Genomic DNA, 21924 nt, shown 5'->3' on the forward strand with positions numbered 1-21924 from the left:
TGCCGCCGACACCTGTCAATCGAGCCACCGAACCTTCTTCTAACAGTTGTCGAAGTTATTTCATGCTTGTTCCTTAGTATTTCATAGTCCATTCGACTCCTGATTTGGCTGATGGTTCTACGTAATCAGGTAAGAAAATACCTATAGGTAAATCTGATATCGCTGATTGTTTCCGTAGAGCTTAATTGGGAAACTGTATCCATCGCAGATCAAAATTCGGTGTTGGGGTTCCTGTCAAAAGAGCGCCGTATAAACTTCCAGGCACTGTGTCGGCATTCATGCATGCAAAGTTTTTGCCTGAACTCCGTTGCCTTTTCAGGCACTGGCGAAATTTGAAGTGCGAAAGGTATAGAAGCTCAAAATGATATTCGGTCAAAAGCAAATCTAAGGTAGATAGCGGCTTGAAGACAACTCGACAGAAATGTAATTTTTTCCGAATGCTAATAGATGATTGCCGTATTTAGCAAGTCCGGCGTTTTAAGGAGACCCACCGATGGCCATAGTAAAAAAAAATATTTCACAAGCTCATGTTGTTGCTGTCGATAGCGCAAAACAATCGACGGTTTCAGTGCGTGAAGCGGAAGCTCAACGTAAAAAGGCGCGGACTCTCGCCAAGCAGCAACAAGCCGCTGAGCGGATAGCCGCTGCAACAGGTCAACTTGCATCCGGCATCAATGAGGCAGCATCTGCTGCGGAGGAACTTAAACGCGCGTCCGACCAAATCGCTACGGGCGCCGAAGAAGCATCGGGGGCCGCGCACGAATCGTTGACCGCGTTCAAGCAAGTAGGTGATGCGGTTACTCGTCAAATGCAAAATGCCGAAGAAGGCCAAAAGAAAATGGATGCCACACAGTCCTTGGTCATGAAAACCAGCGATGAAATCATGGGCCTTGTTAATAATGTGGGCATTGCCGCTCAACGCCAATCGACATCTGTCGAAATGGTGGTTGAGTTGGAAAAACAGGCGGCCAACATTGGCGATATCGTCAAAGCCGTAGCCCGTATTGCCGATCAAACCAATCTATTGGCGCTCAATGCGGCGATCGAGGCCGCTCGAGCCGGAAAACATGGAAAGGGATTTGCTGTTGTCGCCGATGAAGTAAGAACGTTGGCCGAAACCTCGGAAAAAAGCGCCAAGCAGATACAGGACTTAGTCGGGCAGATACAACAGGAAGTCAAGATTATCGCCGACGGCATCAATAATTCCGCCAAAAACATCGAGGGCGAGGTCGAAAAAGGCAAGGCCATTACCGAACAATTAGAGCAAATTCGTCTGAATACGATCGATATTATCAATGGGGTTCGTGAGATTGCGGCCGTTGCTCAGCAATCGAATGTAGCCGCTTTGCAGGCATTGAAAGGCTCGGAAAACATTGCGGCGGCAGCCGAAGAACAGTCGGCTGCCGCAGAAGAAGCGGCTAAGACGGTCGCCGAACAGGCCCAAGCGCTTGCGGAATGCGAACAAGCCGCACAAAGCTTGTCGGAGTTGGCGGAGGATCTGAAAAATTCGACAGACGTTGCCAAGAGTGCCGAAGAGGTGGCATCGGCGGCCGAACAATTGTCTTCGGCCGTTCAAGAAATCAATCGCTCTGGTACTCAGATCATGGCGGCGATAGAACAAATCCGTAAGGGCGCTCAGGTACAAGCGTCCGGATCAGAAGAGTCGGCAGCCGCTATAAGCCAAATCGACAAGGGATTGGAAGTTGCGCAAGGGCGAGCAGAGACGAGTACCCAGAAGGTCAATGCGATTAAAGATATGTTGGCGGGCAACAAGACGAGCGTCGATGCATTGATTGAAGGGATTTCCAATTCGGCCGGCGCTTCTCGCTCCTGTATTAAACAAATTAAAGATTTGGGAATGGTGTCCCGCCGTATCGACAAGATTGTCGATGCGATTTCTACCGTTTCGATTCAAACGAATATGTTGGCGGTCAACGGTTCTATAGAGGCGGCGCGTGCGGGCGAGTTCGGCAAGGGGTTTGTTGTCGTTGCAACCGATATTCGTAATTTGGCGCATGATTCGGCCGAAAATGCGGATCGTATCAAGGATTTGGTGAAAGCGGTGCAAGATCAGATCGGTGTTGTGGAAAAGGATTTGGAAGAGATTGCAATTTCTGCGCATAGCGAGGTGGAAAAAGCCAAAACGATTACAGACAGTCTGGTAACCATCGAATCCGATATCTTAGGTGTCGAGCAAGGTACGCAACAAATTTTAATGGCAGCCAATGAAATTGCGGCCGCGATCGGTCAAGTCAAAACGGGAGTCGATCAAATTGCAGCGGCCGCACAAGAAGCCGAAAAAGCGGCGTCTGAAGCCGCGTCCGCTGCAAATCAGCAATCTCAGGGTGCGGAAGAATTGGCCGCCGCAATCGAGGAAATTGCCTCGCTCGCCGACGAACTACAAAGTGCCTAAGATGTTTCCAAATATTGCTGAGAGTATGCCATGACAACAGAAACCCTAGAGCAGCGGATGGAGCTAACCAAAGTTGAAGACTCGGTTGTTAAAGATACCGATTCCGATATTCGCCAGTTTGTTACTTTCATCGTCGGCAAAGAAGTTTTTGCCGTAGATATGGAACCGGTACAAGAAATTATTCGAGTTCCTCATGTGGTGCGCGTGCCGTTGGCTCCCGAAACATTAGAGGGATTAGCCAATTTACGAGGCAATGTTTTGCCGATTATTTCCTTGCGTAAAATATTTGGTTTTCAAGAGCGTGAATACGATGATGCGACTCGTGCGGTCGTCATCAAGCAAGGACAACCGCTCGGTTTTGTGGTCGATAAAGTATCCAGTGTGGTCGGCATAGAGCCCGAAAACATCGAAGATGTCGGTTCGATCAAAGGAACCGTGGATACCGATTTGCTTTCCGGATTGCTTAAGAATGTCGGCGGTCATGCAATGATCATGATTTTGGACTTTTCAAAATTGATTATTCGAGAGTTTAAAGATATCGCCGAATTGAATTGTTCCGCGTCGCCCGTTGGAATATCAAGCGATTATGGTAATGAAGCGGCTGAAATGGAAGAGACGGTAAGCGATGAGTTGCAATTGGTGAGTTTTGTCGTAGCCGAACAGGAATATGCCATAGCGATCGAGGACGTTCAGGAAATCGTGCAAGTACCGGATCATATCGTACAGGTTCCAAATTCCGAGTCGCATGTGTTAGGGATCATGACTCTGAGAAACCGGCTGTTGCCGTTGGTCAGTTTGCGCTGCATGTTCGGCTTGCCCGCTCTGAAGGCGGACGAGCATAGCCGTATCGTTGTCGTATCGTTGGGAACGGCGTCGGTTGGCGTGGTAATGGATAGCGTCAATGAGGTTTTGCGCGTCGGTAAAGCTTATGTCGAAAATATGCCGGGGCTATTCGCTCGCGACGGCGATTTGTCCGATATATCCGAAATTTGTCGTCTTGACGGAGGAGCGCGACTGGTTTCGATTATCTCTGCCGGAAATATGTTTCGGCATACTGCGGTCAAGGAAGCATTGAATACTGTGGATCAATTACGCGAGAACGAAAACATGTCCAACAATGAGATTATCGAAAACCAAGAGACCGAGATTATCGAAGACGAAGAGCAAGTAGTTGTTTTTCGTTTGGACAAGGAGGAATTCGGGGTGCCGATCGGTAGTGTTCAGGAAATTGTTCGTGTTCCAGATTCGTTGACGCATGTGCCGAAGGCGCCGGCTTTTGTCGAAGGTGTGATCAATCTTCGCGGATCGGTGCTTCCGGTCGTCGATCAACGCTTGAGATTGGGATTCTCGGCAGTAGAACGCAACGACAGACAACGTATCATGGTGTTTTTGTTAGACGGCATTCGCACGGGATTTATAGTCGATTCGGTTTCGGAAGTATTGAAAATTTCGAAAAATACCATCGAACCGTCACCGCATTTGTCCAACGAGCAAGCGCAATTGATAAGTCGTGTTGCTAATCTGGAAAAGCAAAAAAGGTTGATTCAATTGATTGAACCGACACGGTTGATCGAAAGCCGTGATTTGAAGGGATTGGAAGAGTTGACAAAGCAAGATGGCCCTCAATGAATGTTTCAATGCGGCAATATAGATTGGCGATAATGAAAGGTACAGGGTAGCGCATGATAAAAATATTGATTGTTGACGATTCGGCATTGATGAGACGCCATTTGGCAGCTGTGTTCGAAGCGGAGGGCGGATTCGAGATAGGTTTGGCGCGCAACGGAAAGGAAGCGGTGGAAGAAAATATGGCATTCAAACCGGATGTTGTAACCCTAGACATCAATATGCCGGAAATGGATGGCTTGACTGCCCTGGCATTGTTGATGGCGGAACGCCCCGTGCCGGTTGTCATGGTGTCGTCGCTGACGGAAAAAGGCGCTTTGGCCAGTTTCGAGGCGATGGCGCTCGGTGCGGTTGACTATATCGCGAAACCGGATGGAACCATATCGCTTTCGATCGATGCGATCAGGCGTGAAATTATCGACAAAGTGCGAGCGGCTTATCGGGCCAAACCGAAATGCGCGAGGGGCGGAAAAAATTTTCAGCGCGACGCGATCAAGCCGGCTCAGAAAGAAGTCAAAAAACATTTCGAAACTGCTGATTCGGGAGTGGTCGTCATTGGCGTATCGACCGGAGGCCCTAGAACCTTGGAGGATATTTTGCCGCAACTACCGGAAGATTTTCCTTGGCCGATTCTAGTAGCTCAACACATGCCGAGCAGCTTTACATTGCCTTTTGCGAATCGAATGAACGACTTGTGCCGGTTACAGGTAACCGAAGCTTCGAGAATTGTACCGCTCGAAGCCGGAACGATTTACATTGCCAAGGGTGGCGCCGATGCCGTATTGACTCGGAGAGTCGGCCGTCTGTCGATGCAGGCGAAACCCGAAGCCCCTGAGTATTTATGGCATCCGTCGGTCGAGTTATTAGGCAGGTCGGTATTGGAGCATTACGAGCCGACACAGGTAATTGCCGTCATGTTGACCGGGATGGGGTATGACGGTGCCGATGCCTTTGCCGAAATCAGAAAAAAAGGCGGGCGTACGATTGCCGAGTCGGAAGCATCTGCGGTCGTATTCGGTATGCCGGCAGAACTGATCAAACGCGGCGGCGCGACGGTCGTGCTCGATTCCGGGCGCATTGCCGATCAGATCGTTCAGTGGGCCGGTTAACTTAGGATTTCGTGATAAATAACGTCCTGGAACTATGAGCTTTGTTGAGGGTTCGGTAACTCGCTTGACAGGACGCCGTGAATACGTCCTTGTAGGCTTGACGGCGGCTTTCCCTGCGGCCGACACCTGCCAATCGAGTTACCGAACCCTCCGAAAAATAGGGAAGTTATTTACGGCCAAATCCTTAATGGCATTGCGCTCAATGCTAGGAGAGGGACTGGCAAAGCCTTTGCCGAGTACCCCGGCACCTCCATAGATTTATGCCGAAATTTGGAGTGCGAAAGTGATTGTCAGGAAATGTATTAGGAGAACGACGGATGATGAGTATTGTAAAAAAGCGAACAATCGAGAATGCCCAGAATAACGATACAAAGCAGATTCATCGGGCGTTACCGGAATTGATCGACGCGATGGAATCATGCGACGTGAATGTCAGGCGTTTGGCCGCACGCGAATTGGCGTTTTATCCTGAAGCCGCACAAACACTGGTTTCGTGCCTAAAACGGGAATGCGATTCGAGCGTCAGGGAAGTCATTTTGACATCATTGACTCGATGCGATTCTCCCGAATTTGTAGAGGAATTGGCTGATTGTTTGAGAAGCGAAGATGCCTCGTTACGCAATGAAGTCATCGAAGCCATGAAAGCGATAACTGTGGAAGTCGTACCGGTGATGGAACAATTGCTTGTCGATCCCGATCCGGATGTGCGGATTTTAGCCGTGAATATTTTGGAATCGTTGCGTCATCCCAAAGTGGAGCAATGGTTGATAAATATCATCGAGCGAGATTCACACGTTAATGTTTGTGCCGCTGCAGTCGATTTGCTTTGCGAATTGGCTACGGAAAAATCGCGACCGGCGTTGGAGGTTTTTATAACAAGATTTTCGGACGAGCCGTATATACGATTTGCCGCGGAATTGGCATTGTATCGAATCAAAGCGAATCGAATCACATAAAGTTGAGACGCCATGACGAAAACGTTAATCAATGATGAAGATTTTCGAAAATTCGGGGAATATTTTTACCGTAAAACGGGTATTCAATTCGAGGTTTCGAAGCGTTATTTCGTCGACAAGCGTTTGATCGAACGGATCAATGCTACCCAATCCGATAATTTTCTAAATTATTTCATGATGCTGCGTTTCGACAGCGATGGCCTTGAGTTACAGAAATTAGTCAACTTGATGACCGTCAACGAAACCTATTTCTTTCGGGAGGCATACCAATTCGACTGTCTTGTAAACAGCATTTTGAACGAAATCACAGATACTAAAAATGACCGAAGGCCGATACGGATTTGGTCTATACCGTCGGCTTCGGGCGAAGAGCCTTATTCAATCGTGATCTATTTATTGGAGCATTGGCCGGGTATCGAACAGTGGGATGTTGAAATCATCTCTTCGGATATCGATACCGATATCATAGCCAGCGCAAAACGAGGCCACTATACGGATCGTTCGGTTCAGCATCTTCCCAAGTATTTGTTGAGAAAATATTTCGTCCCTAAAAACGATGGTTTTCAGATCTGTGACGATTTACGCGATGCCGTGGAATTCACCAGAGTTAATCTGATCGATCCGATGGAGGTTCGCGCATATCGCGAATTCGATGTAATTTTCTGTCGAAATCTACTGATTTATTTCGACGATTTGTCACGCCGTCAGGCCGCCGATACGTTCTACGACGCTTTGAATCCGGGCGGATTTGTCTGCCTGGGGCATTCGGAGTCGATGAGCCGAATATCTTCGCTCTTTCGTGTACGTAAGTTTCCAGAGGGAATCGTCTACCAAAAGCCAAAGGAGGACATATGAAACGCATTCTGATTGTCGACGATGCCGCTACGGTGCGGCTATATCATCGCAATATAATCGAATCGGCCGGTTTTGTGGCAGATGAAGCGATCAACGGCATCGAAGCCCTCGAGAAAGCGCTGTCTATGCCGTTCGACCTATTTCTGGTCGATATCAATATGCCGAAACTCGATGGTTACGGTTTTATTAAAGAACTGCGAAGTCAAGATATCGCGCAAGCGCCGGCGATGATCGTTTCGACCGAAGCCAAGGAAAGCGACAGGGATAAGGCATACATGGCCGGGGCCAACCTGTACATTATAAAGCCAACGAAACCACAGGAATTGTTGACGTATATCGGTTTGTTACTTGGGGAGGAGGCTGCATGACGCCATTGCTCGAGCAATTCATTTCCGAATCGCGCGACTTTTTGCCGGAAATCAATGAAAAATTGATGCGCCTGGAAACCGAAGCCGGTAACGCCCAAGTTATGAACGAATTATTTCGCTTGGTTCATACGCTCAAAGGTAATAGCGGCCTATTCGATTTTCCCGAGATGACGCGTGTATTACATGCTTGTGAAGATTTGCTGGATGCCGTGCGCGATAATCGGGCGTCCTATTCGGAAAGCATGGCCGATTGTTTGTTGGAAGCTATGGATTTTAGCGGCATGTTACTCGATGAAATCGAGTCATCGGAAAAGATCGATTCCAAGCATGCGCGAATGTCGGTCGAGTTGACGGCTTCGCTACTGCATTTGATCGAGTCTAAACAAGAATCGAATAAGGCTGTAGGCTTGGCTCAAAAAAACGATCGATCGACCATTTTTAAGTTGCCGAACGAATTGGATAGCGATTTGCGTAAAAGGTTGTATTGCGCCATTGTGAACGATAGCCTACCGGTAGTCTATATCGAATACGCGCCGGAATCGGAATGTTTTTTCAAAGGCGAAGATCCTTTTTTTCAAGTGAGACAAATTCCCGAAATCGTGTGGCGTTCTATACAAGTAACCTCGCCTGATTTCGATATCAAACACATAGACCCCTATCAATGTGGCCTCAAATTCCGGATATTGTGTCGGGCGGAAGCGTCCGAGTTACAAGAACTTTTCCGATATACTCCCGAACAGGTAAAAATAATTTCGTTGACTCCCGAGGACCTATTACCGTTCGATCGCATTAAATTTCCTGAAGGGATTCAGGCCGAAAGAACTGATCAGACCTTGGACGAACTCGGGGAGGGGGAGGTTTTAGCGCTCACCGAAGAACAGACGATTGCGCTTCGTGAAATTCTATGTGCTCAACGCGACGTATTGGCACAGGCCGATGATGTGCCATGGTTGAAAGGCCGTTTACGCTCAGTCGCGGTCGCCTTGACGGCAATTCATAGAGCGCTTGGTCGTATTGATTCGATCCCGATGATTGAAGCTGCATTAAATGATGCATTGGCACATGAGACGTCGGCCCCCCTGCAGGAATGGCTCGAAAAGCATGCGCCTGAAACCGCACTTATATCGACAGCACTCGAAGAAAATGCCGATTTCGAGCCTAAATTCGGTCGGCGTGCTGAAGATGTTATTTGCGGGCCTAAAACGCTCAAAGTCGACCAAGAAAAAATCGACCGATTGATGGCCTTGATCGGCGAAATGGTCGTTGCGAAAAACAGCTTGCCTTATTTAGCCTTACGCGCCGAAAACCAATTCGGGAGCCGCGAACTGGCGCGTGAAATCAAAACTGAATATGCCGTCATCAACCGCATCGCCGAGGAAATGCAAGATGCGATCATGCAAGTGCGCATGTTGCCGGTATCGTTTATCTTTCAACGATTTCCCAGGCTCGTGCGGGATATATCGAAAAGATTGGGTAAGCAAGTGACTTTGGTCATGGAAGGCGAAAACACTGAGGCTGATAAAAATATTGTCGAAGCTTTGGCCGATCCGTTGATACACATTATTCGCAATAGTCTTGATCACGGAATTGAAAAGCCGGATGCGAGAGAAGCGTCTGGGAAAAGCAAAGCTGGTCGATTGACGATACGCGCAGGCCAAGAGTCGGATAGAGTTGTTATTGAAATTACGGACGATGGCCGGGGCGTCGATCCGGAAATCGTTAAGCGTAAAGCTTATGAAAAAGGCTTAATCGATGAAATCGAAAGAGAGCGAATGAGCGACCGCGAAGCTGTCAATTTGGTTTTTGCGGCCGGTTTTTCCACGGCGGCGAAGGTGTCTGAAATATCCGGGCGCGGCGTAGGCATGGATGTGGTCCGCAATGCCGTCGAAAAAGTCAACGGTACGGTTGTCATGGAAAGCGACAACGGCAAGGGCACCCGAGTATTGCTTTCATTGCCGCTATCGATGGCCGTCACAAATGTCATGATCATCGAATCGAATAACCAAATTTTTGGAGTACCGATGGATACGGTTGTGGAAACGGTAAGAGTATCCGAATCCGCGATACGCGTTATCAAAAAAAGACAGGCAGCAGTGTTGCGAGGTCGTATAGTGCCATTACTTTCGTTGAACCGATTGTTGGGAATCGGTACCCGGCAGCGACTCGATGACGATAATAAATATGCAGCGCTTGTGGTGCGAATACGTGGCGAGCAAGTCGGCGTATTGGTGGATAATTTCCATGAAACCGTCGATATCATTCTCAAACCGGTAAATGGAATTTTGAGCGGATTGAATGCGTATGCCGGTTCCGCCCTATTGGGCGACGGTTCGGTGCTCATGGTTTTGAATCCGAAGGAGCTTGTGTGATGGCGATTGATTATCGAAATGAATGCGCGGTATTTAGCGATGTGGTCGGCGTCGAAGAAGCCGACGGCTTATTGGAATGGCTTGAAATAAACCCGGGCAAGCCTGTGGTTCTGGAAAAATGTCAACATCTACACACGGCTATCTTACAAGTTTTGATGATGTTTAAGCCGCCCGTTTCGGTTTTTCCTGCGAACGAAGAATTATGCAATTGGTTAACCGAGTTGTGGCCACAGAATCCAGGAGAATGACATGGCAAAAACAATATTGATCGTTGACGATTCGAGTACGATGCTGATGAGCGTCAAAAATAGCCTTGAGATCGGCGGCTTCACTGTCGAAAGCGCCGATGATGGCGTAAAGGCTCTGAACAAACTCAAAACCGGATACAAACCCGATTTGATCATTACCGATATCAATATGCCGAATATGAACGGCATCGATTTGATCATGAAAACACGTGAGTTGCCGGCACTCCGTTTCGTTCCGATCTTGGTATTGACGACCGAAAGCCAGCAGGCCAAACGCGACGAAGCGAAAAAGTACGGCGCTACCGGTTGGTTGGTTAAGCCTGTTGGAGGTACGGATCTGCTAAAGATCATTAAACAAGTTTTGCCGGGCGCATGAAATCCGGGGGGTGCTAATGAATGATACGGAACGGTTGTTTGCCGAGTTCGACCGGGAGCTTGCCGCAGTGCGAAAAAATGCGGCGTTCAGTATCGCCGCCGCCATTTTTACTATGCCTGCGTTGTTACTTTTTTTGTCTGATTCCGACCAGGTTCTCTTAAGTTTTTCGGTAGCGGTGACCGCGCTTTGCATCCCGGTTTGGCTGGTGCTTTTGCACAGTAACAAACGCTTGACATTGCTGGTTGAAAAAACGAAAGCACAAATGGCGTCGACAGAAGTTTTCCAGGAAAAGTGCCGTCATGGCGGGAAGTTCATCAATGTCAGTCTCGATCTCGATCAGCTGATTCACCCCAATCTAGAGGATGTGCAAAATCATACCGAACACGCATCGCATCGCATTATCGAACGTGTCAGCGCGTTGGCGGCGACGGCAAAGCGATTGGTCGATTATCTGGATAAGGCGAGCTTCGAATCCACGGATATGCAACAGGAAATCGAGACAAAGACCGAAGTGATTGAAAATATAGTGCGCGTTATGCCGGCGCGTATTAAAGAAGATCAAGAAAAGGTTTGTCAGTTGACTGAACGGATACGTGCGATGACGCAAAATATCGGTGTCATAGGCAATATAGCGGATCAAACCAATTTGTTGGCGCTCAATGCTTCAATCGAAGCTGCAAGAGCCGGCGAGGCCGGACGAGGATTTGCCGTAGTTGCCGACGAGGTTAGAAAACTTGCTCAAACATCGGCCGTTGTCGCCCAGGAAATCGAAACGGCGATGTCAGGTGTACGAAAAGCGCTGGAAGAAGGTTTCGACGAGACTTATCGTGATCGGATGAACGATGAAATCAAGAATGCGGAAGACGTTATCGCTACGATCAAAAAGCTAGGTAACGGCTATATGGATATGAGGCAGTTTTACAAGACGGTTCTGGACGTAATGACTGAGTACAACACCAATTTGGCTAGGGATATTTGCGAAGTGTTGGGTGAAATACAATTTCAAGACGTTGTGCGACAACGCATCGAGCGAATGCGCAACACATTGCAGCAGCGCGAAGCCATTTTTCGCGAGATGGCCGATTATCTGGAGGAAGGCGAAGCATCGTCGGATAAGTTACCGAAGGCTATGTTGTCGGGGCTGTGCGAATTACTCAAAGGCTATCGGGAGGAAGAGGAATGCCATGTTTCCGGCCTTGCGAATATGGATGGCGCTTTATCGAGACTCGAATTGTTTTAGGGTTTAATGCCGGGGTTGAGGATTTTCGTTGCGAGTCGGCTTTCAAAAGGTGAAAAATTTTCGAACATACCGCCTATAACGGTTAATAGACAACGATGTCCGCGAGGTTGTGGGCTTAAGGGGAAGAATTCATGAATGACAATTCGCGATCGATTATCCAAACATTGTTTTTACACGACCGTGAAAATATCGCCGAGGAATGGATGGCTGAAATCGCCGAAATCGTGGCGGGAACGCCTCATTTGATGACTCTCGATGCATGGAAAATATATGCCGAACGCATGTTCGATGAAATTGTGCGATGGCTAACGGAATATCATCCGAACGTTACTGCCGTTCGGGCCGATAAAACAACTAGGCTTGGCGGACTGGTGATCGAGTTGAGCGCGAAATGCGCAAAACTAGGCATGCCGCCAGCCGATACGGTACGTTACGTCATTTCGTTGAAGAAAGTCTTGATGCGGCGTGCGCTTGCGGAACCGGATCTTGCGGTCAAGGATATGGTTGCTTGCTTTTCCGCGTTGGACGATCTGCTGGATAGTTTGTCCTTGCTGACTTTCGAGACCTATGTCGACTCGCGTGAAAAGATTATCGCTCAGCAAAGCTTATCGCTGTTGGAATTGTCGAGTCCGGCCGTGCTGCTTTGGAATCAAGTGATTTTATTGCCGCTGATCGGGTTGATCGATACCTTAAGAGCCCGCCAATTTACCGAAAGATTGCTCGAAGCGATCGCGCGGCATGAGGCAGCCGTATCGATTATTGATGTCACCGGCGTGCCGATTTTCGATACCGGCGTGGCGAAGCACATTATGAAAGCCGTCGATGCGGCGCAATTGCTCGGTTCGCGTGTCGTAATGACGGGTTTGAGTCCGGAAGGCGCGCAAACATTGACCAAGCTCGGTATTGCTTTCGACGGCGTGATCAGTAGGGCCAGCCTTCGAGCCGGTATGGCCGAAGCGTTGAAAATGATTGGCTGCCGTATCGTTGACGAAAAGGCCAAATCATGAAAATACCTATTTTACGTCTCGGGCGTATCTTATTGACCTCGGTGCAAATCGACTTGTCGGACAACGATGTCCTGCAATTTCAGAGCGATGTGGTCGCCCAGATATCGGAAGTCGAGGCTTTGGGCATCGCGATTGATATTTCGGCGCTCGATGTCGTCGACTCGTACATGGCGCGCGTGCTCAGCGATACCGCCGGTATGGCGCGGATGCTCGGTGCCGAAGTGATCATCAGCGGCATTCAGCCCTTTGTGGCGATGACGCTGATTGAAATGGGCAGGGGGCTGATCGGAGCGGATTGTGTCTTTAATCTTGAACAGGCGGTGGAGCGGCTTAACGAACGGATCGCGGAGAGAGGCGACAAATTTTCATACTTGAGGGATTGAGTCATGGCCAAACCTCATTTCGAAAAATCAATTTCGATCGAGGCTTCGTCCGATATCGTCAGGGCTAGAAGCGAAGTTCGCACTATAGCGGCTTCGATGGGGTTCGGCAGTGCGGATCAGACGCGCCTAGCCACCGCCGTGTCGGAACTGGCGCGCAATATCATACAGAATGCCGGTAGTGGCGTTTGCGAAGTGACGGATATTTCTAGTACCGAGTCGGTGATTTTGCATATTGTTTTTCAAGATAACGGTCCCGGTATCCCCGATATAGCTCTAGCCATGCAGGATGGTTACAGTACGAATGGCGGGTTGGGCGCCGGTTTGCCGGGTACGCGTCGGCTGATCGACGGCTTTTCGATCGAATCGCGTCCGGGGTTGACGCGAGTTTCGATTACGATGCAAAGAGAAAGCGGTTTATGCTAAAAGAATCGACTGTATCGAATGGCGTTGTACGTACGATTATCGTCATTGAATCAGATATCGCCGATGCAATGCGACAGACACGAGCCTTGGCGACGCAGGCCGGTTTCGGTCGTATAGCGGTTTGTTACATTGCGACGGCGGTGGTGGAATTAACAACTAATTTGTTGATACATGCCGGCGGCGGCTATTTCGAAGCCGAAATAGCCGCCGATGGTCGCTGGATTACATTGGTTGCAAAGGATAATGGTCCAGGAATCGCCGACATTAATCTCGCATTAACCGACGGATTTAGCACGGTTGGGGGATTGGGCTGCGGTTTGCCGGGTGTCATGCGATTAATGGAGCACATCGAAATCAAAACGCAGATCGGTATCGGTACCTGTGTCGTTGCAAGGAAGAGTAAATGACCGAAAAATCAATACACGACGATGCTTGTACCGCCGGTTATGCGACTCGCCCGTGTCCGGGCGAGCGGGTTTGCGGAGACAGTTGTAGAATTTGGACTAATAACCGTCGAATCGTGCTGGCACTGGCGGATGGATTAGGCCATGGATCGCATGCCGCGAGCGCAGCCGAAAAAGCATTGTGTATTATCGGGTCGCGCGTTGATTGGCCGCTCGAACGATTATTCGGAGAATGCGACGAACAACTGCGCGATACACGCGGCGCCGCATTATGCGTAGCTTCCATAGAGTTGGATACCGGACGAATGGTTCACGCGTCGGTCGGCAATGTCCGGACTGTTATTTTGAACGGTGATGCGGAGAAACGTTTATCCGGGGCATGCGGAATTATAGGCGCCGGATACGATTATTTAGCGCCTGAAGTCTTCACGTTGACGAAATTTGATTGGCTGACCATGTATTCCGATGGCTTTGCGGAATATTTACCGTTACGCGAATTGTTTGAACATAATGAGTCTAATTCTCGTGTAACAGCCGAACAAGCATTGGCGCGTTGGGCATCGGGCCGAGACGACGCATCAATGTTGATTTATCGTCATGATGCCTAGTTCGTTACCCTATGATTCCGACAAATCCGCATTGGAACGCTATGTTCGAATATTGGATGGCTTTATTAACGCAAAGGACAACTACATCGCGGAGGATTATTTGACCGAGGCCTTCGAATTGGGGCGCGAATTGGCGAGGAATGCGATTTCACCGGATGAAGTCGTCGGTTTGCATGACGAGGCTTTGATTCAACTTAGCCATAGAGATTTCGAAACGCCTATAGGAAAAGTCGTGCATCGTTTATCCAAGCCGTTGCTCGAGATGTCGATGGCTTACGGTTTGGCATTTCGCGAGCAAATTGAACAAAGATACGAGGCCTTTGTTAACGAACGGCTTCTGCAATCAAATAAGCTGGAGGCGATCGGTACGTTGGCAGCCGGTATCGCGCACGATTTCAACAACATTATCGGCAGTATCATCGGTTTCGCAGAGATGACCGGCGATTTGCTTGCCGATTCAAGGCAAGGACAGGAGAACATTCGGCAAATTTCGATTGCCTGTAGTCGGGCGCATGATTTAGTAGTGCGGATGCTTTCTTTTGCACGCCAAATACCGGCTACACCCATATTGCTGGATATTGCCGATCCCATACGAGAAGCGTTGACCATGTTGTCGGTAACGCTGGATGCGTGTATACAAATAAATTTCTCGATAATGGATGAACACCTTTGCGTCATGGCAGATCCGGGACAGATTCAACAACTCATCATGAATTTGTGTATCAATGCCGCGGAATCGATGATGCCGCGCGGCGGACGTATCGATATTGAGGTAGGCTTGGCGAGAGGACATATCGCCGGTGATTTTTCGAAACATTGTAACAACAATATCTATTTATTGGTTGCCGATACCGGTTCGGGCATGCCACCTGAAATCCAAAAACAAATTTTCGATCCTTTTTTTACGACAAAAGCGCCGAGCGGCGGTAGCGGTCTGGGGCTTTCGGTCGTTTACGGTATTGTGAAGAGTTTAGGTGGGATGATTGAAGTCGGTAGTCGCTCGACCGGTGGCGACACCGGTACGGAGTTTCGGGTTTTTTTGCCCCGTGCGGCCTCCGGCTGATGGTGGGGTGTGTTAGATATTGAGGAGAGGTTTGTGGCGAATATTTTGCTTATTGAAGATGACGAACAGTTTCGTACGATGCTCGTACAAATGCTGGTTTCGGATTCTCACAAAGTCGATTTGGCCGTTGATGGGGAAGTAGGATTCAAGCTGGCATTGCAAAAAAAACACGATTTGATCATTACCGATATTCTATTGCCGAAAAAAGACGGTATCGAAATCATTATGGACTTGAACAGAAGCGGTTACCCGATTCCAATCATTGCGATTTCCGGCGGAAGAAGATCGATAAGTGCCGATTTCAACCTCGAGTCGGCCGCATTGGTCGGCGTCAAAGCAATGCTTGCCAAACCGTTTACGCGAAATGATTTGCGTAATGCGTTAAATCGCGTATTGAATCGATAATGAGGAGAGCGAACGGCATGGCTTTCGAGCAGCCAATACGAAACTACGGTTTCGATGATTTCGGTATCAGTTTATTCCGATGTCGAAATCAATTTGCGCCTATAGTATTTCTTCAGGGTTTTGGCCAATATGACATCTAAGGGCGAGATTTTATGGATAGTTTTAGATGAGAGCGGAAACGATTAACGGGTATGGCGGCGGCAATTTACCGATATTGTACGATCACGAGTTCGACCGATTCCGCGATTTGATATACCGGATTGCCGGTATCTCAATGTCGCCGGCGAAAAAGACGCTGGTTGCGAATCGTTTGATGAAGCGCCTCCGTTATTACGGTATGTCCAGCTTCGCCGAATATTATCGGCTGTTAAGTGATCCGAAACAAAAAAAAGAATTGCAAATGGCAGTCGATTTGTTGACCACCAATGAAACGCATTTTTTTCGCGAGCCGAAGCATTTCGATTTTTTGTCGCAACATATTTTGTCTTCATGGTCCGATCGCGCGTTGTTTCGCGTTTGGAGCGCGGCTTGTTCGAGCGGAGAAGAACCCTATACGTTGGCGATGCTGTTATCCGAAGCTTTCGGCGATACAAATTGGGAAGTCATCGCGAGCGATCTGAGCATGCGCATGTTGAGTGCAGCGAGAAAAGGCGTTTATTCATTGGACAAAGCGAATGAAATTCCCAAATATTATTTGAACCGCTATTGTCTGAAAGGATACGGCAGCAAAACCGGGACTCTTTTGATGGAAAAAAAACTGCGCGATCGAGTGCGATTTTGTCAATACAATCTGACGAAATGCGGCGAGCAGTTCGGTGTATTCGATGTGATATTTTTACGTAATGTTTTGATTTATTTCGACCAAGAAACCAAGCGCCAGGTAGTTTTGCACCTATTGCCGTCGCTACGAAGCGGCGGCTATTTTTTTGTCAGTCACTCCGAAACGCTGAACGATATCGAATGCGGTTTGACGTTGGTGGCGCCGTCGATTTATCGCAAACCGGTCTAGAGGAAACTTCCCGTTGGTGCATGTGTCGTGTGCAATATCGGTCGGATATAACAAACTTGGACTCGAGTTGACTTATTGCATGGATTAAGTAGCAAGCCTATATCTGGTGCTGCTTTCAAAACGATGTAAATCGATAAGGAATACACGGATAAAAAAAACCGCGTGGTCTGGGCGTTAATCAATGAGTAATTTTTCATGAGGCGATGATGGTTATCAAAGTGATGGTAGTCGACGATTCGGCTTTCGTACGAAAAATATTGACTGAAATACTTTCGGAAGACCGCGGCATCGATGTAATCGGCGCGGCCGCCGATCCGATCTTCGCGATGCGACATATGCGAAGACAATGGCCCGATGTCATCGTGTTGGATATCGTTATGCCCAGAATGGACGGCATCGTTTTTCTTAAACAATTGATGAGCGATCGTCCGACTCCGGTGGTGATGTGTTCGGCTTTTACAGAAAAAGGCGCGGAAGCGACGATTCGTGCGTTGGCCGCCGGAGCGGTCAATTTTGTCACGAAACCTAGAGCGGGGCTTAGAGAAAGACTTCCGTCGGCAGCCGGCAGCGTTCTTCACGCGGTAAAGGAAGCCTCGCAAGCGCGCGTGATCAATTTATCGAACAGCCGCCCGAACGAAAGCAAGTGCCCAATCGAGGTCGGTCCTAAATTAAATGCCGATGCCATTCTATCGAAGCCGGACCGCTTGACTGCTCCTGCGACCGAGCGAATAGCGGTCGTCGGCGCATCGACAGGCGGTACGCGTGCACTCGAAAAGGTTTTGACGACATTGCCTTCTTCCTGTCCGGGTTTAGCGATCGTGCAGCATATGCCGGCAAAATTTACCGAAGCGTTCGCGGCGCGTTTGAACGGCATTTGCCAAATCGAAGTCCGGGAGGCCGTCAACGGCGATCGAATTATGCCGGGCAAGGCCTTGATTGCGCCCGGCGGAAAGCATATGCTTGTCAAACGCGCTTTCGGCGCTTATTACGTCGAAATCGTCGACGGGCCTCCCGTGTGCCGGCACTGTCCCTCGGTCGATGTGTTATTTCGATCGGCGGCTAAATTTGCCGGAAAAAACGCGCTGGGTATTTTGATGACCGGCATGGGCGATGACGGTGCCAGAGGGCTAAAAGAACTCTACGAATGCGGCGCGCAAACAATGATTCAGGACGAAGCAAGTTGCGTGATCTACGGCATGCCTAAAGAGGCGCTCAAATTAGGGGCGGTTGGAACGGTGCTTTCGCTTTCGGACATTTCGCCTGAGATTATGAAATATGCGGGTAAGGAACGAATATGGGACGCTACATGACAGCTTTAGAAAGTTTCGCTCCGCGTTGGTTTCTAAAATGCGTAAACTGCTGCATTAAAAAACCGTTGAGCATGTTCACCGAAGCGTCGCTAGACATGACGAGCGATGCGATTATCACGGTCGATGCCAAAGGCATCATCCAATATTGTAATCGATCAACGTTTAACCTACTGAATCTGGGTCGTGACGAGTTGATCGGGCGGTCTTTTTCCGAGATGGTGCAGTTGTTCAACGACAAAAGCGCTTGTTCTGAGGTCAATTTTTTCGAGCGTTTTTGTTCTACGGAACCGTTTTTCGATAGGGAATGTCCGTTGTTTTTGCACCGGCCCGACGGCAGCGATGTCGCGGTCGAAGATTGCGCGGTGCCGATCGAATTACCGGAAAGCCGGGAGCCTGGCGCGTTGATCGTGCTCAGAAATATTTCCGAGCGCAAACGGGCGCAAGATGCGCTCGATCTCAGCGATCGAATGTTCCAAGATTTATTGAATTTCGTGCCCGATGCGTTGTTGATTGCCGAAGTCAATGGGAAAATCACACTGGTCAACACTAAAGCTGCGCGAATGTTCGGTTACGGGCGAGCCGAGCTGATCGGCATGGATTTGTTTGCGCTGATTCCCTTTTGCCCTTTTCATGAAAACCGGGCGCAACTTTTGTGCGGATGTGCTGACAACAATATCGATTCTTCATTATGTGAGATTTCATGTTTAAAAAAAGAGGGTGGCACGTTTCCGGGGGAAGTTAATTTCGGCTTGTTGGATTCGATCGAAGGCCGCTTGTTGATCGCTGTCGTACGGGATATCTCGCAACGCAAACAGTTCGAACGCCAGATTTCCTATCAAACGACACATAATGAGCTGACGCGTTTGCCGAATCGAGCCTTGCTGTTGGAACGTCTCGACGACGCGATAGTGCGGGCTCGATTAAATCGCACCATGGTGGGTCTCATGTTTGTCGACCTCGATAATTTCAAAAATATCAACGATACGCTCAGTCACGGAATTGGCGATGCTTTCTTGTGCGAGATTGCGACACGCTTACTTGGCTTATTGCCCGCATTCGACGAATTGGCGCATATCGGCGGAGATGAGTTCGTATTAATGTTTGAAAATGTTCGGGACAGAGAGGAGCTCGACGGTGTTGCGCAACGCGTACTCGAAACGATCGATCAACCTTGCGACATTGACGACCGACGCATACAGGTGAGTGCCAGCATCGGCATAACGGTATTTCCGGACGATGGGGACGATACGTTGACGCTGCAACGCAATGCCGATATGGCAATGTATCGCGCGAAAGAAAAAGGACGCAACAGCTTTGCGTTTTACTGTCGGGACATGCACAAAACACAGCAAATGCGCCTTGAAATCAGTAATGCGCTACGGCAAGCATTGGAAAACCGCGAATTCGAATTGCATTATCAGCCCAAACTCAATTTGCATACGGGTCGTATTAGCAGTGCCGAAGCATTGATTCGTTGGCAGCATCCGGAAAAAGGCATGATCGCGCCGGGGTTTTTTATTCCGTTGGCCGAGGAATACGGACTGATCGTCGATATCGGCGCCTGGGTAATCGATGAGTCGTGCCGACAAATCTCTCAGTGGCGAGCTGAAGGCATGGCGCCGCTGCGTGTTTCGGTCAACTTGTCGGCCGGACAGTGTCGACGCGACGATATCTATACTCGAGTCATGAAAACCTTGTCGTTGTATGGCGTCGAGTCTAAATATCTGGAGCTCGAAGTGACCGAAAGCATGGTGTTGCACGATCCGGAGCAAGCTCTGCAAGTGTTTCGGGCATTGAGCGATGACGGTGTGCAGATAGCGATCGACGACTTCGGTACCGGTTATTCGTCTTTTTCCTATCTGAGGCGTTTCCCGTCGAAAGCGCTCAAGATCGATAAGTCGTTCGTCGACGGGCTGGCCGACGATATCGGTAATTTGGAAATCATACGCGCTATCGTTTCCGTTGCGCATAATCTCGGCATGCGCGTCGTCGCCGAAGGCGTCGAGACGATTGAACAATTCGACCTGCTACGCGATAACGGCTGTGATTATATTCAAGGTTACATTATTAGTAGGCCGGTTCGGGCATCTGAGATAGCCGGCTTTATAGTGGAAAGCGAGAGGCGCCTTTGGAATAAAGGGGTATGAGACAATGAGCAAGGTTGCTTAAAGCTAACTGCCTACGGCATAAGTGCCAACTTAAGAAAATAACGGGACGTTTCACTAAGGATTGCGGAATTCGGTGCCAGGTATGGCAATGCTTAGCTTCTCATTTATTTATGTAACTTGAATATCGGCAATCTACATGCGAGTTGACGAATAATGCAGTCAATGCACCATAGGGTAGGCGCTAAGTTGGTGTCTGCACGGTATGCCAAACTGAGGCAAAACCACACGAGGACAAGTCATGGTTCAATCCCCTTTTAAAATTGTGGCAATAGAAGACTGGCCTTCAAATCAGCGAATGCTGCTCGATACGTTAGGTAACGACTATAACATACGAGTCGCAGCAACAGGCGTGCTAGGGCTGCGTTTGATCCAAGATGATCCTCCGGACTTAATTTTTCTAAAAAATCGCCTTCAAGACATGCTTGGGTTCGAAATTATCCGGAATCTTCGGTCTTGTATTAAGTTGCAGGATATACCGGTAATTTTACTAACTGAATCGAGCATGCTTGAAGATCATCTGATCGATTGGCAGATTGATAACATCGATTATATCTTTGAACCGATAAATAAAATTGTCGTTCTCTCAAGGGTCAAGACACAATTGGAATTAAGGAGTGTACAAAATAAACTAAAAAATCAAATTTGGTTTTATCAAATGGAAAAAATGGATTCCATAAGGAAACTGGTGTCCGGTATAGCGCATGAGTTAAATAATCCGTTGGGTTATGTTTATTCCAATATAAACGGTTTGAAACAATATCATCAGGATATATTTAATATATTAGAGTCGGCTGAGCGAATGATCGAGAGTTTTTCAGAGGGTTGTCGGGATCTTAATGCGTATAAACAGCTTAAAAATGATCTTTATTTCGATTTTATCAAACAGGATCTAATCAATATCGTTGATGAATCCCGTGAAGGAGTTGAACGAATTTCTAACATTGTCAAAAAGTTATGCGATTTTTCGCGTTTTGAAAAAGAGGCTGTTCATCTGCATGATATAGAGTCGGGTATTGATGTCGTTCTAGATGTATATCAAAACGAACTCCAAAAGAAAGCAACTATCATAAAAAATTACAATGGTATATCGCCAATTTATTGTGTTGGGGATCAAATTAACCAGGTATTTACGAATTTATTGATAAATGCGGCGCAGGCCATTGAGGAGCATGGAACAATCACTATCAATACCGGGTATTGGGGTAATGATTGGCTTTGGGTTGAGATTGTGGATGACGGGATAGGAATTCCCGAAGAGATTAAAAGTAAAATATTCGATCCTTTTTTTTCAACGAAGCCTGTTGGGCAAGGGGTCGGGTTAGGATTGGCTCTTGCTTATAAGATCGTTAAAGATCACAAAGGATTTATTAATGTATTTTCGCTACCTGGAAAAGGCGCGAAGTTTCAAGTTTATTTGCCTGTTAATACTACGCCAAATCTAATATGACTTACGGAGGTGAGGGCTTCTCGTTGATAACCTTTGCCAGTTAAGGAATCTGTATTATATATGTCGTAGTCTTTTTCAAGAGGGTAACTGAATATTACCATTGCTCCTGTTGCAACGATTATTTTGATATGCTAATT

The 21924-nt window shown here is 48.2% G+C and carries 21 protein-coding genes; all 21 read left to right on the plus strand.

What is annotated here, in order from left to right; genetic code table 11:
* Positions 1-493 precede the first annotated feature (493 nt).
* Positions 494-2413: a methyl-accepting chemotaxis protein gene (locus METBU_RS0104655; RefSeq protein ID WP_017839518.1), complete on the plus strand. Its 1920-nt coding sequence runs from the start codon at positions 494-496 to the stop codon at positions 2411-2413.
* Positions 2414-2443: 30 nt separating this feature from the next.
* On the plus strand, positions 2444-4042 hold the full coding sequence (locus METBU_RS0104660) for a chemotaxis protein CheW (RefSeq protein ID WP_138767147.1): 1599 nt from the start codon (positions 2444-2446) through the stop codon (positions 4040-4042).
* A 53-nt stretch (positions 4043-4095) separates the two neighbouring features.
* The gene (cheB, locus tag METBU_RS0104665) at positions 4096-5148 is read left to right on the plus strand and encodes a chemotaxis-specific protein-glutamate methyltransferase CheB (protein ID WP_017839520.1); all 1053 of its coding nucleotides are present in this window, start codon (positions 4096-4098) and stop codon (positions 5146-5148) included.
* A 320-nt stretch (positions 5149-5468) separates the two neighbouring features.
* On the plus strand, positions 5469-6104 hold the full coding sequence (locus METBU_RS0104670; protein ID WP_040575481.1) for a HEAT repeat domain-containing protein: 636 nt from the start codon (positions 5469-5471) through the stop codon (positions 6102-6104).
* Between the two features lie 12 nt (positions 6105-6116).
* On the plus strand, positions 6117-6959 hold the full coding sequence (locus tag METBU_RS0104675; RefSeq protein WP_017839522.1) for a CheR family methyltransferase: 843 nt from the start codon (positions 6117-6119) through the stop codon (positions 6957-6959).
* Positions 6956-7327, plus strand: a complete 372-nt coding sequence (locus METBU_RS0104680; protein WP_017839523.1) for a response regulator — start codon at positions 6956-6958, stop codon at positions 7325-7327. Before METBU_RS0104675 ends, METBU_RS0104680 begins: the two co-directional genes overlap by 4 nt.
* Positions 7324-9696 (plus strand): chemotaxis protein CheA, encoded by a 2373-nt coding sequence (locus METBU_RS0104685; protein WP_017839524.1) that lies wholly within the window; start codon positions 7324-7326, stop codon positions 9694-9696. Before METBU_RS0104680 ends, METBU_RS0104685 begins: the two co-directional genes overlap by 4 nt.
* Positions 9696-9944, plus strand: coding sequence for a hypothetical protein (locus METBU_RS0104690; RefSeq protein ID WP_017839525.1), 249 nt, complete (start codon positions 9696-9698; stop codon positions 9942-9944). Before METBU_RS0104685 ends, METBU_RS0104690 begins: the two co-directional genes overlap by 1 nt.
* 1 nt (position 9945) lies before the next feature.
* On the plus strand, positions 9946-10320 hold the full coding sequence (locus METBU_RS0104695) for a response regulator (RefSeq protein WP_017839526.1): 375 nt from the start codon (positions 9946-9948) through the stop codon (positions 10318-10320).
* A 16-nt stretch (positions 10321-10336) separates the two neighbouring features.
* Positions 10337-11560 (plus strand): methyl-accepting chemotaxis protein, encoded by a 1224-nt coding sequence (locus tag METBU_RS28655; protein ID WP_017839527.1) that lies wholly within the window; start codon positions 10337-10339, stop codon positions 11558-11560.
* 131 nt (positions 11561-11691) lie between these two features.
* Positions 11692-12567, plus strand: coding sequence for an STAS domain-containing protein (locus METBU_RS0104705; protein WP_017839528.1), 876 nt, complete (start codon positions 11692-11694; stop codon positions 12565-12567).
* Complete coding sequence (locus METBU_RS0104710; protein WP_017839529.1) at positions 12564-12950, plus strand: STAS domain-containing protein; 387 nt, start codon at positions 12564-12566, stop codon at positions 12948-12950. The genes METBU_RS0104705 and METBU_RS0104710 overlap by 4 nt, the downstream gene beginning before the upstream one ends.
* Positions 12951-12953: 3 nt before the next feature.
* Complete coding sequence (locus METBU_RS0104715; protein WP_017839530.1) at positions 12954-13373, plus strand: anti-sigma regulatory factor; 420 nt, start codon at positions 12954-12956, stop codon at positions 13371-13373.
* Positions 13367-13780 (plus strand): ATP-binding protein, encoded by a 414-nt coding sequence (locus METBU_RS0104720; RefSeq protein ID WP_017839531.1) that lies wholly within the window; start codon positions 13367-13369, stop codon positions 13778-13780. Before METBU_RS0104715 ends, METBU_RS0104720 begins: the two co-directional genes overlap by 7 nt.
* Positions 13777-14385 (plus strand): SpoIIE family protein phosphatase, encoded by a 609-nt coding sequence (locus METBU_RS0104725; RefSeq protein ID WP_017839532.1) that lies wholly within the window; start codon positions 13777-13779, stop codon positions 14383-14385. Before METBU_RS0104720 ends, METBU_RS0104725 begins: the two co-directional genes overlap by 4 nt.
* Positions 14375-15448 (plus strand): sensor histidine kinase, encoded by a 1074-nt coding sequence (locus tag METBU_RS0104730; protein WP_017839533.1) that lies wholly within the window; start codon positions 14375-14377, stop codon positions 15446-15448. Before METBU_RS0104725 ends, METBU_RS0104730 begins: the two co-directional genes overlap by 11 nt.
* 33 nt (positions 15449-15481) lie before the next feature.
* Positions 15482-15853: a response regulator gene (locus METBU_RS0104735; RefSeq protein WP_017839534.1), complete on the plus strand. Its 372-nt coding sequence runs from the start codon at positions 15482-15484 to the stop codon at positions 15851-15853.
* A 166-nt stretch (positions 15854-16019) separates the two neighbouring features.
* On the plus strand, positions 16020-16862 hold the full coding sequence (locus METBU_RS0104740; protein ID WP_017839535.1) for a CheR family methyltransferase: 843 nt from the start codon (positions 16020-16022) through the stop codon (positions 16860-16862).
* A gap of 203 nt (positions 16863-17065) precedes the next feature.
* Positions 17066-18172 (plus strand): protein-glutamate methylesterase/protein-glutamine glutaminase, encoded by a 1107-nt coding sequence (locus METBU_RS0104745; RefSeq protein ID WP_026130029.1) that lies wholly within the window; start codon positions 17066-17068, stop codon positions 18170-18172.
* On the plus strand, positions 18169-20319 hold the full coding sequence (locus METBU_RS23315; RefSeq protein ID WP_175421677.1) for a sensor domain-containing protein: 2151 nt from the start codon (positions 18169-18171) through the stop codon (positions 20317-20319). Before METBU_RS0104745 ends, METBU_RS23315 begins: the two co-directional genes overlap by 4 nt.
* A 259-nt stretch (positions 20320-20578) precedes the next feature.
* Entirely contained in the window at positions 20579-21787 is a 1209-nt protein-coding gene (locus tag METBU_RS23320; protein WP_017839538.1) for a sensor histidine kinase, read from the plus strand.
* The last annotated feature ends 137 nt before the right edge of the window (positions 21788-21924 follow it).

The sequence above is a fragment of the Methylotuvimicrobium buryatense 5G genome (genome assembly GCF_000341735.1).
Classification (GTDB): domain Bacteria; phylum Pseudomonadota; class Gammaproteobacteria; order Methylococcales; family Methylomonadaceae; genus Methylotuvimicrobium; species Methylotuvimicrobium buryatense.

Excerpts from the sequence above, each read along its gene's own strand:
- METBU_RS0104710 (WP_017839529.1), top strand. The coding sequence starts at position 12,564 with ATGAAAATACCTATTTTACGTCTCGGGCGTATCTTATTGACCTCGGTG.
- METBU_RS0104675 (WP_017839522.1), top strand. The coding sequence starts at position 6,117 with ATGACGAAAACGTTAATCAATGATGAAGATTTTCGAAAATTCGGGGAA.
- METBU_RS23315 (WP_175421677.1), top strand. The coding sequence starts at position 18,169 with ATGACAGCTTTAGAAAGTTTCGCTCCGCGTTGGTTTCTAAAATGCGTA.
- METBU_RS0104730 (WP_017839533.1), top strand. The coding sequence starts at position 14,375 with ATGATGCCTAGTTCGTTACCCTATGATTCCGACAAATCCGCATTGGAA.
- METBU_RS0104740 (WP_017839535.1), top strand. The coding sequence starts at position 16,020 with ATGAGAGCGGAAACGATTAACGGGTATGGCGGCGGCAATTTACCGATA.
- METBU_RS0104655 (WP_017839518.1), top strand. The coding sequence starts at position 494 with ATGGCCATAGTAAAAAAAAATATTTCACAAGCTCATGTTGTTGCTGTC.
- METBU_RS0104695 (WP_017839526.1), top strand. The coding sequence starts at position 9,946 with ATGGCAAAAACAATATTGATCGTTGACGATTCGAGTACGATGCTGATG.
- METBU_RS28655 (WP_017839527.1), top strand. The coding sequence starts at position 10,337 with ATGAATGATACGGAACGGTTGTTTGCCGAGTTCGACCGGGAGCTTGCC.
- METBU_RS0104690 (WP_017839525.1), top strand. The coding sequence starts at position 9,696 with ATGGCGATTGATTATCGAAATGAATGCGCGGTATTTAGCGATGTGGTC.
- cheB (WP_017839520.1), top strand. The coding sequence starts at position 4,096 with ATGATAAAAATATTGATTGTTGACGATTCGGCATTGATGAGACGCCAT.
- METBU_RS0104660 (WP_138767147.1), top strand. The coding sequence starts at position 2,444 with ATGACAACAGAAACCCTAGAGCAGCGGATGGAGCTAACCAAAGTTGAA.
- METBU_RS0104720 (WP_017839531.1), top strand. The coding sequence starts at position 13,367 with ATGCTAAAAGAATCGACTGTATCGAATGGCGTTGTACGTACGATTATC.
- METBU_RS0104685 (WP_017839524.1), top strand. The coding sequence starts at position 7,324 with ATGACGCCATTGCTCGAGCAATTCATTTCCGAATCGCGCGACTTTTTG.
- METBU_RS0104745 (WP_026130029.1), top strand. The coding sequence starts at position 17,066 with ATGATGGTTATCAAAGTGATGGTAGTCGACGATTCGGCTTTCGTACGA.
- METBU_RS0104715 (WP_017839530.1), top strand. The coding sequence starts at position 12,954 with ATGGCCAAACCTCATTTCGAAAAATCAATTTCGATCGAGGCTTCGTCC.
- METBU_RS23320 (WP_017839538.1), top strand. The coding sequence starts at position 20,579 with ATGGTTCAATCCCCTTTTAAAATTGTGGCAATAGAAGACTGGCCTTCA.
- METBU_RS0104705 (WP_017839528.1), top strand. The coding sequence starts at position 11,692 with ATGAATGACAATTCGCGATCGATTATCCAAACATTGTTTTTACACGAC.
- METBU_RS0104670 (WP_040575481.1), top strand. The coding sequence starts at position 5,469 with ATGAGTATTGTAAAAAAGCGAACAATCGAGAATGCCCAGAATAACGAT.
- METBU_RS0104725 (WP_017839532.1), top strand. The coding sequence starts at position 13,777 with ATGACCGAAAAATCAATACACGACGATGCTTGTACCGCCGGTTATGCG.
- METBU_RS0104680 (WP_017839523.1), top strand. The coding sequence starts at position 6,956 with ATGAAACGCATTCTGATTGTCGACGATGCCGCTACGGTGCGGCTATAT.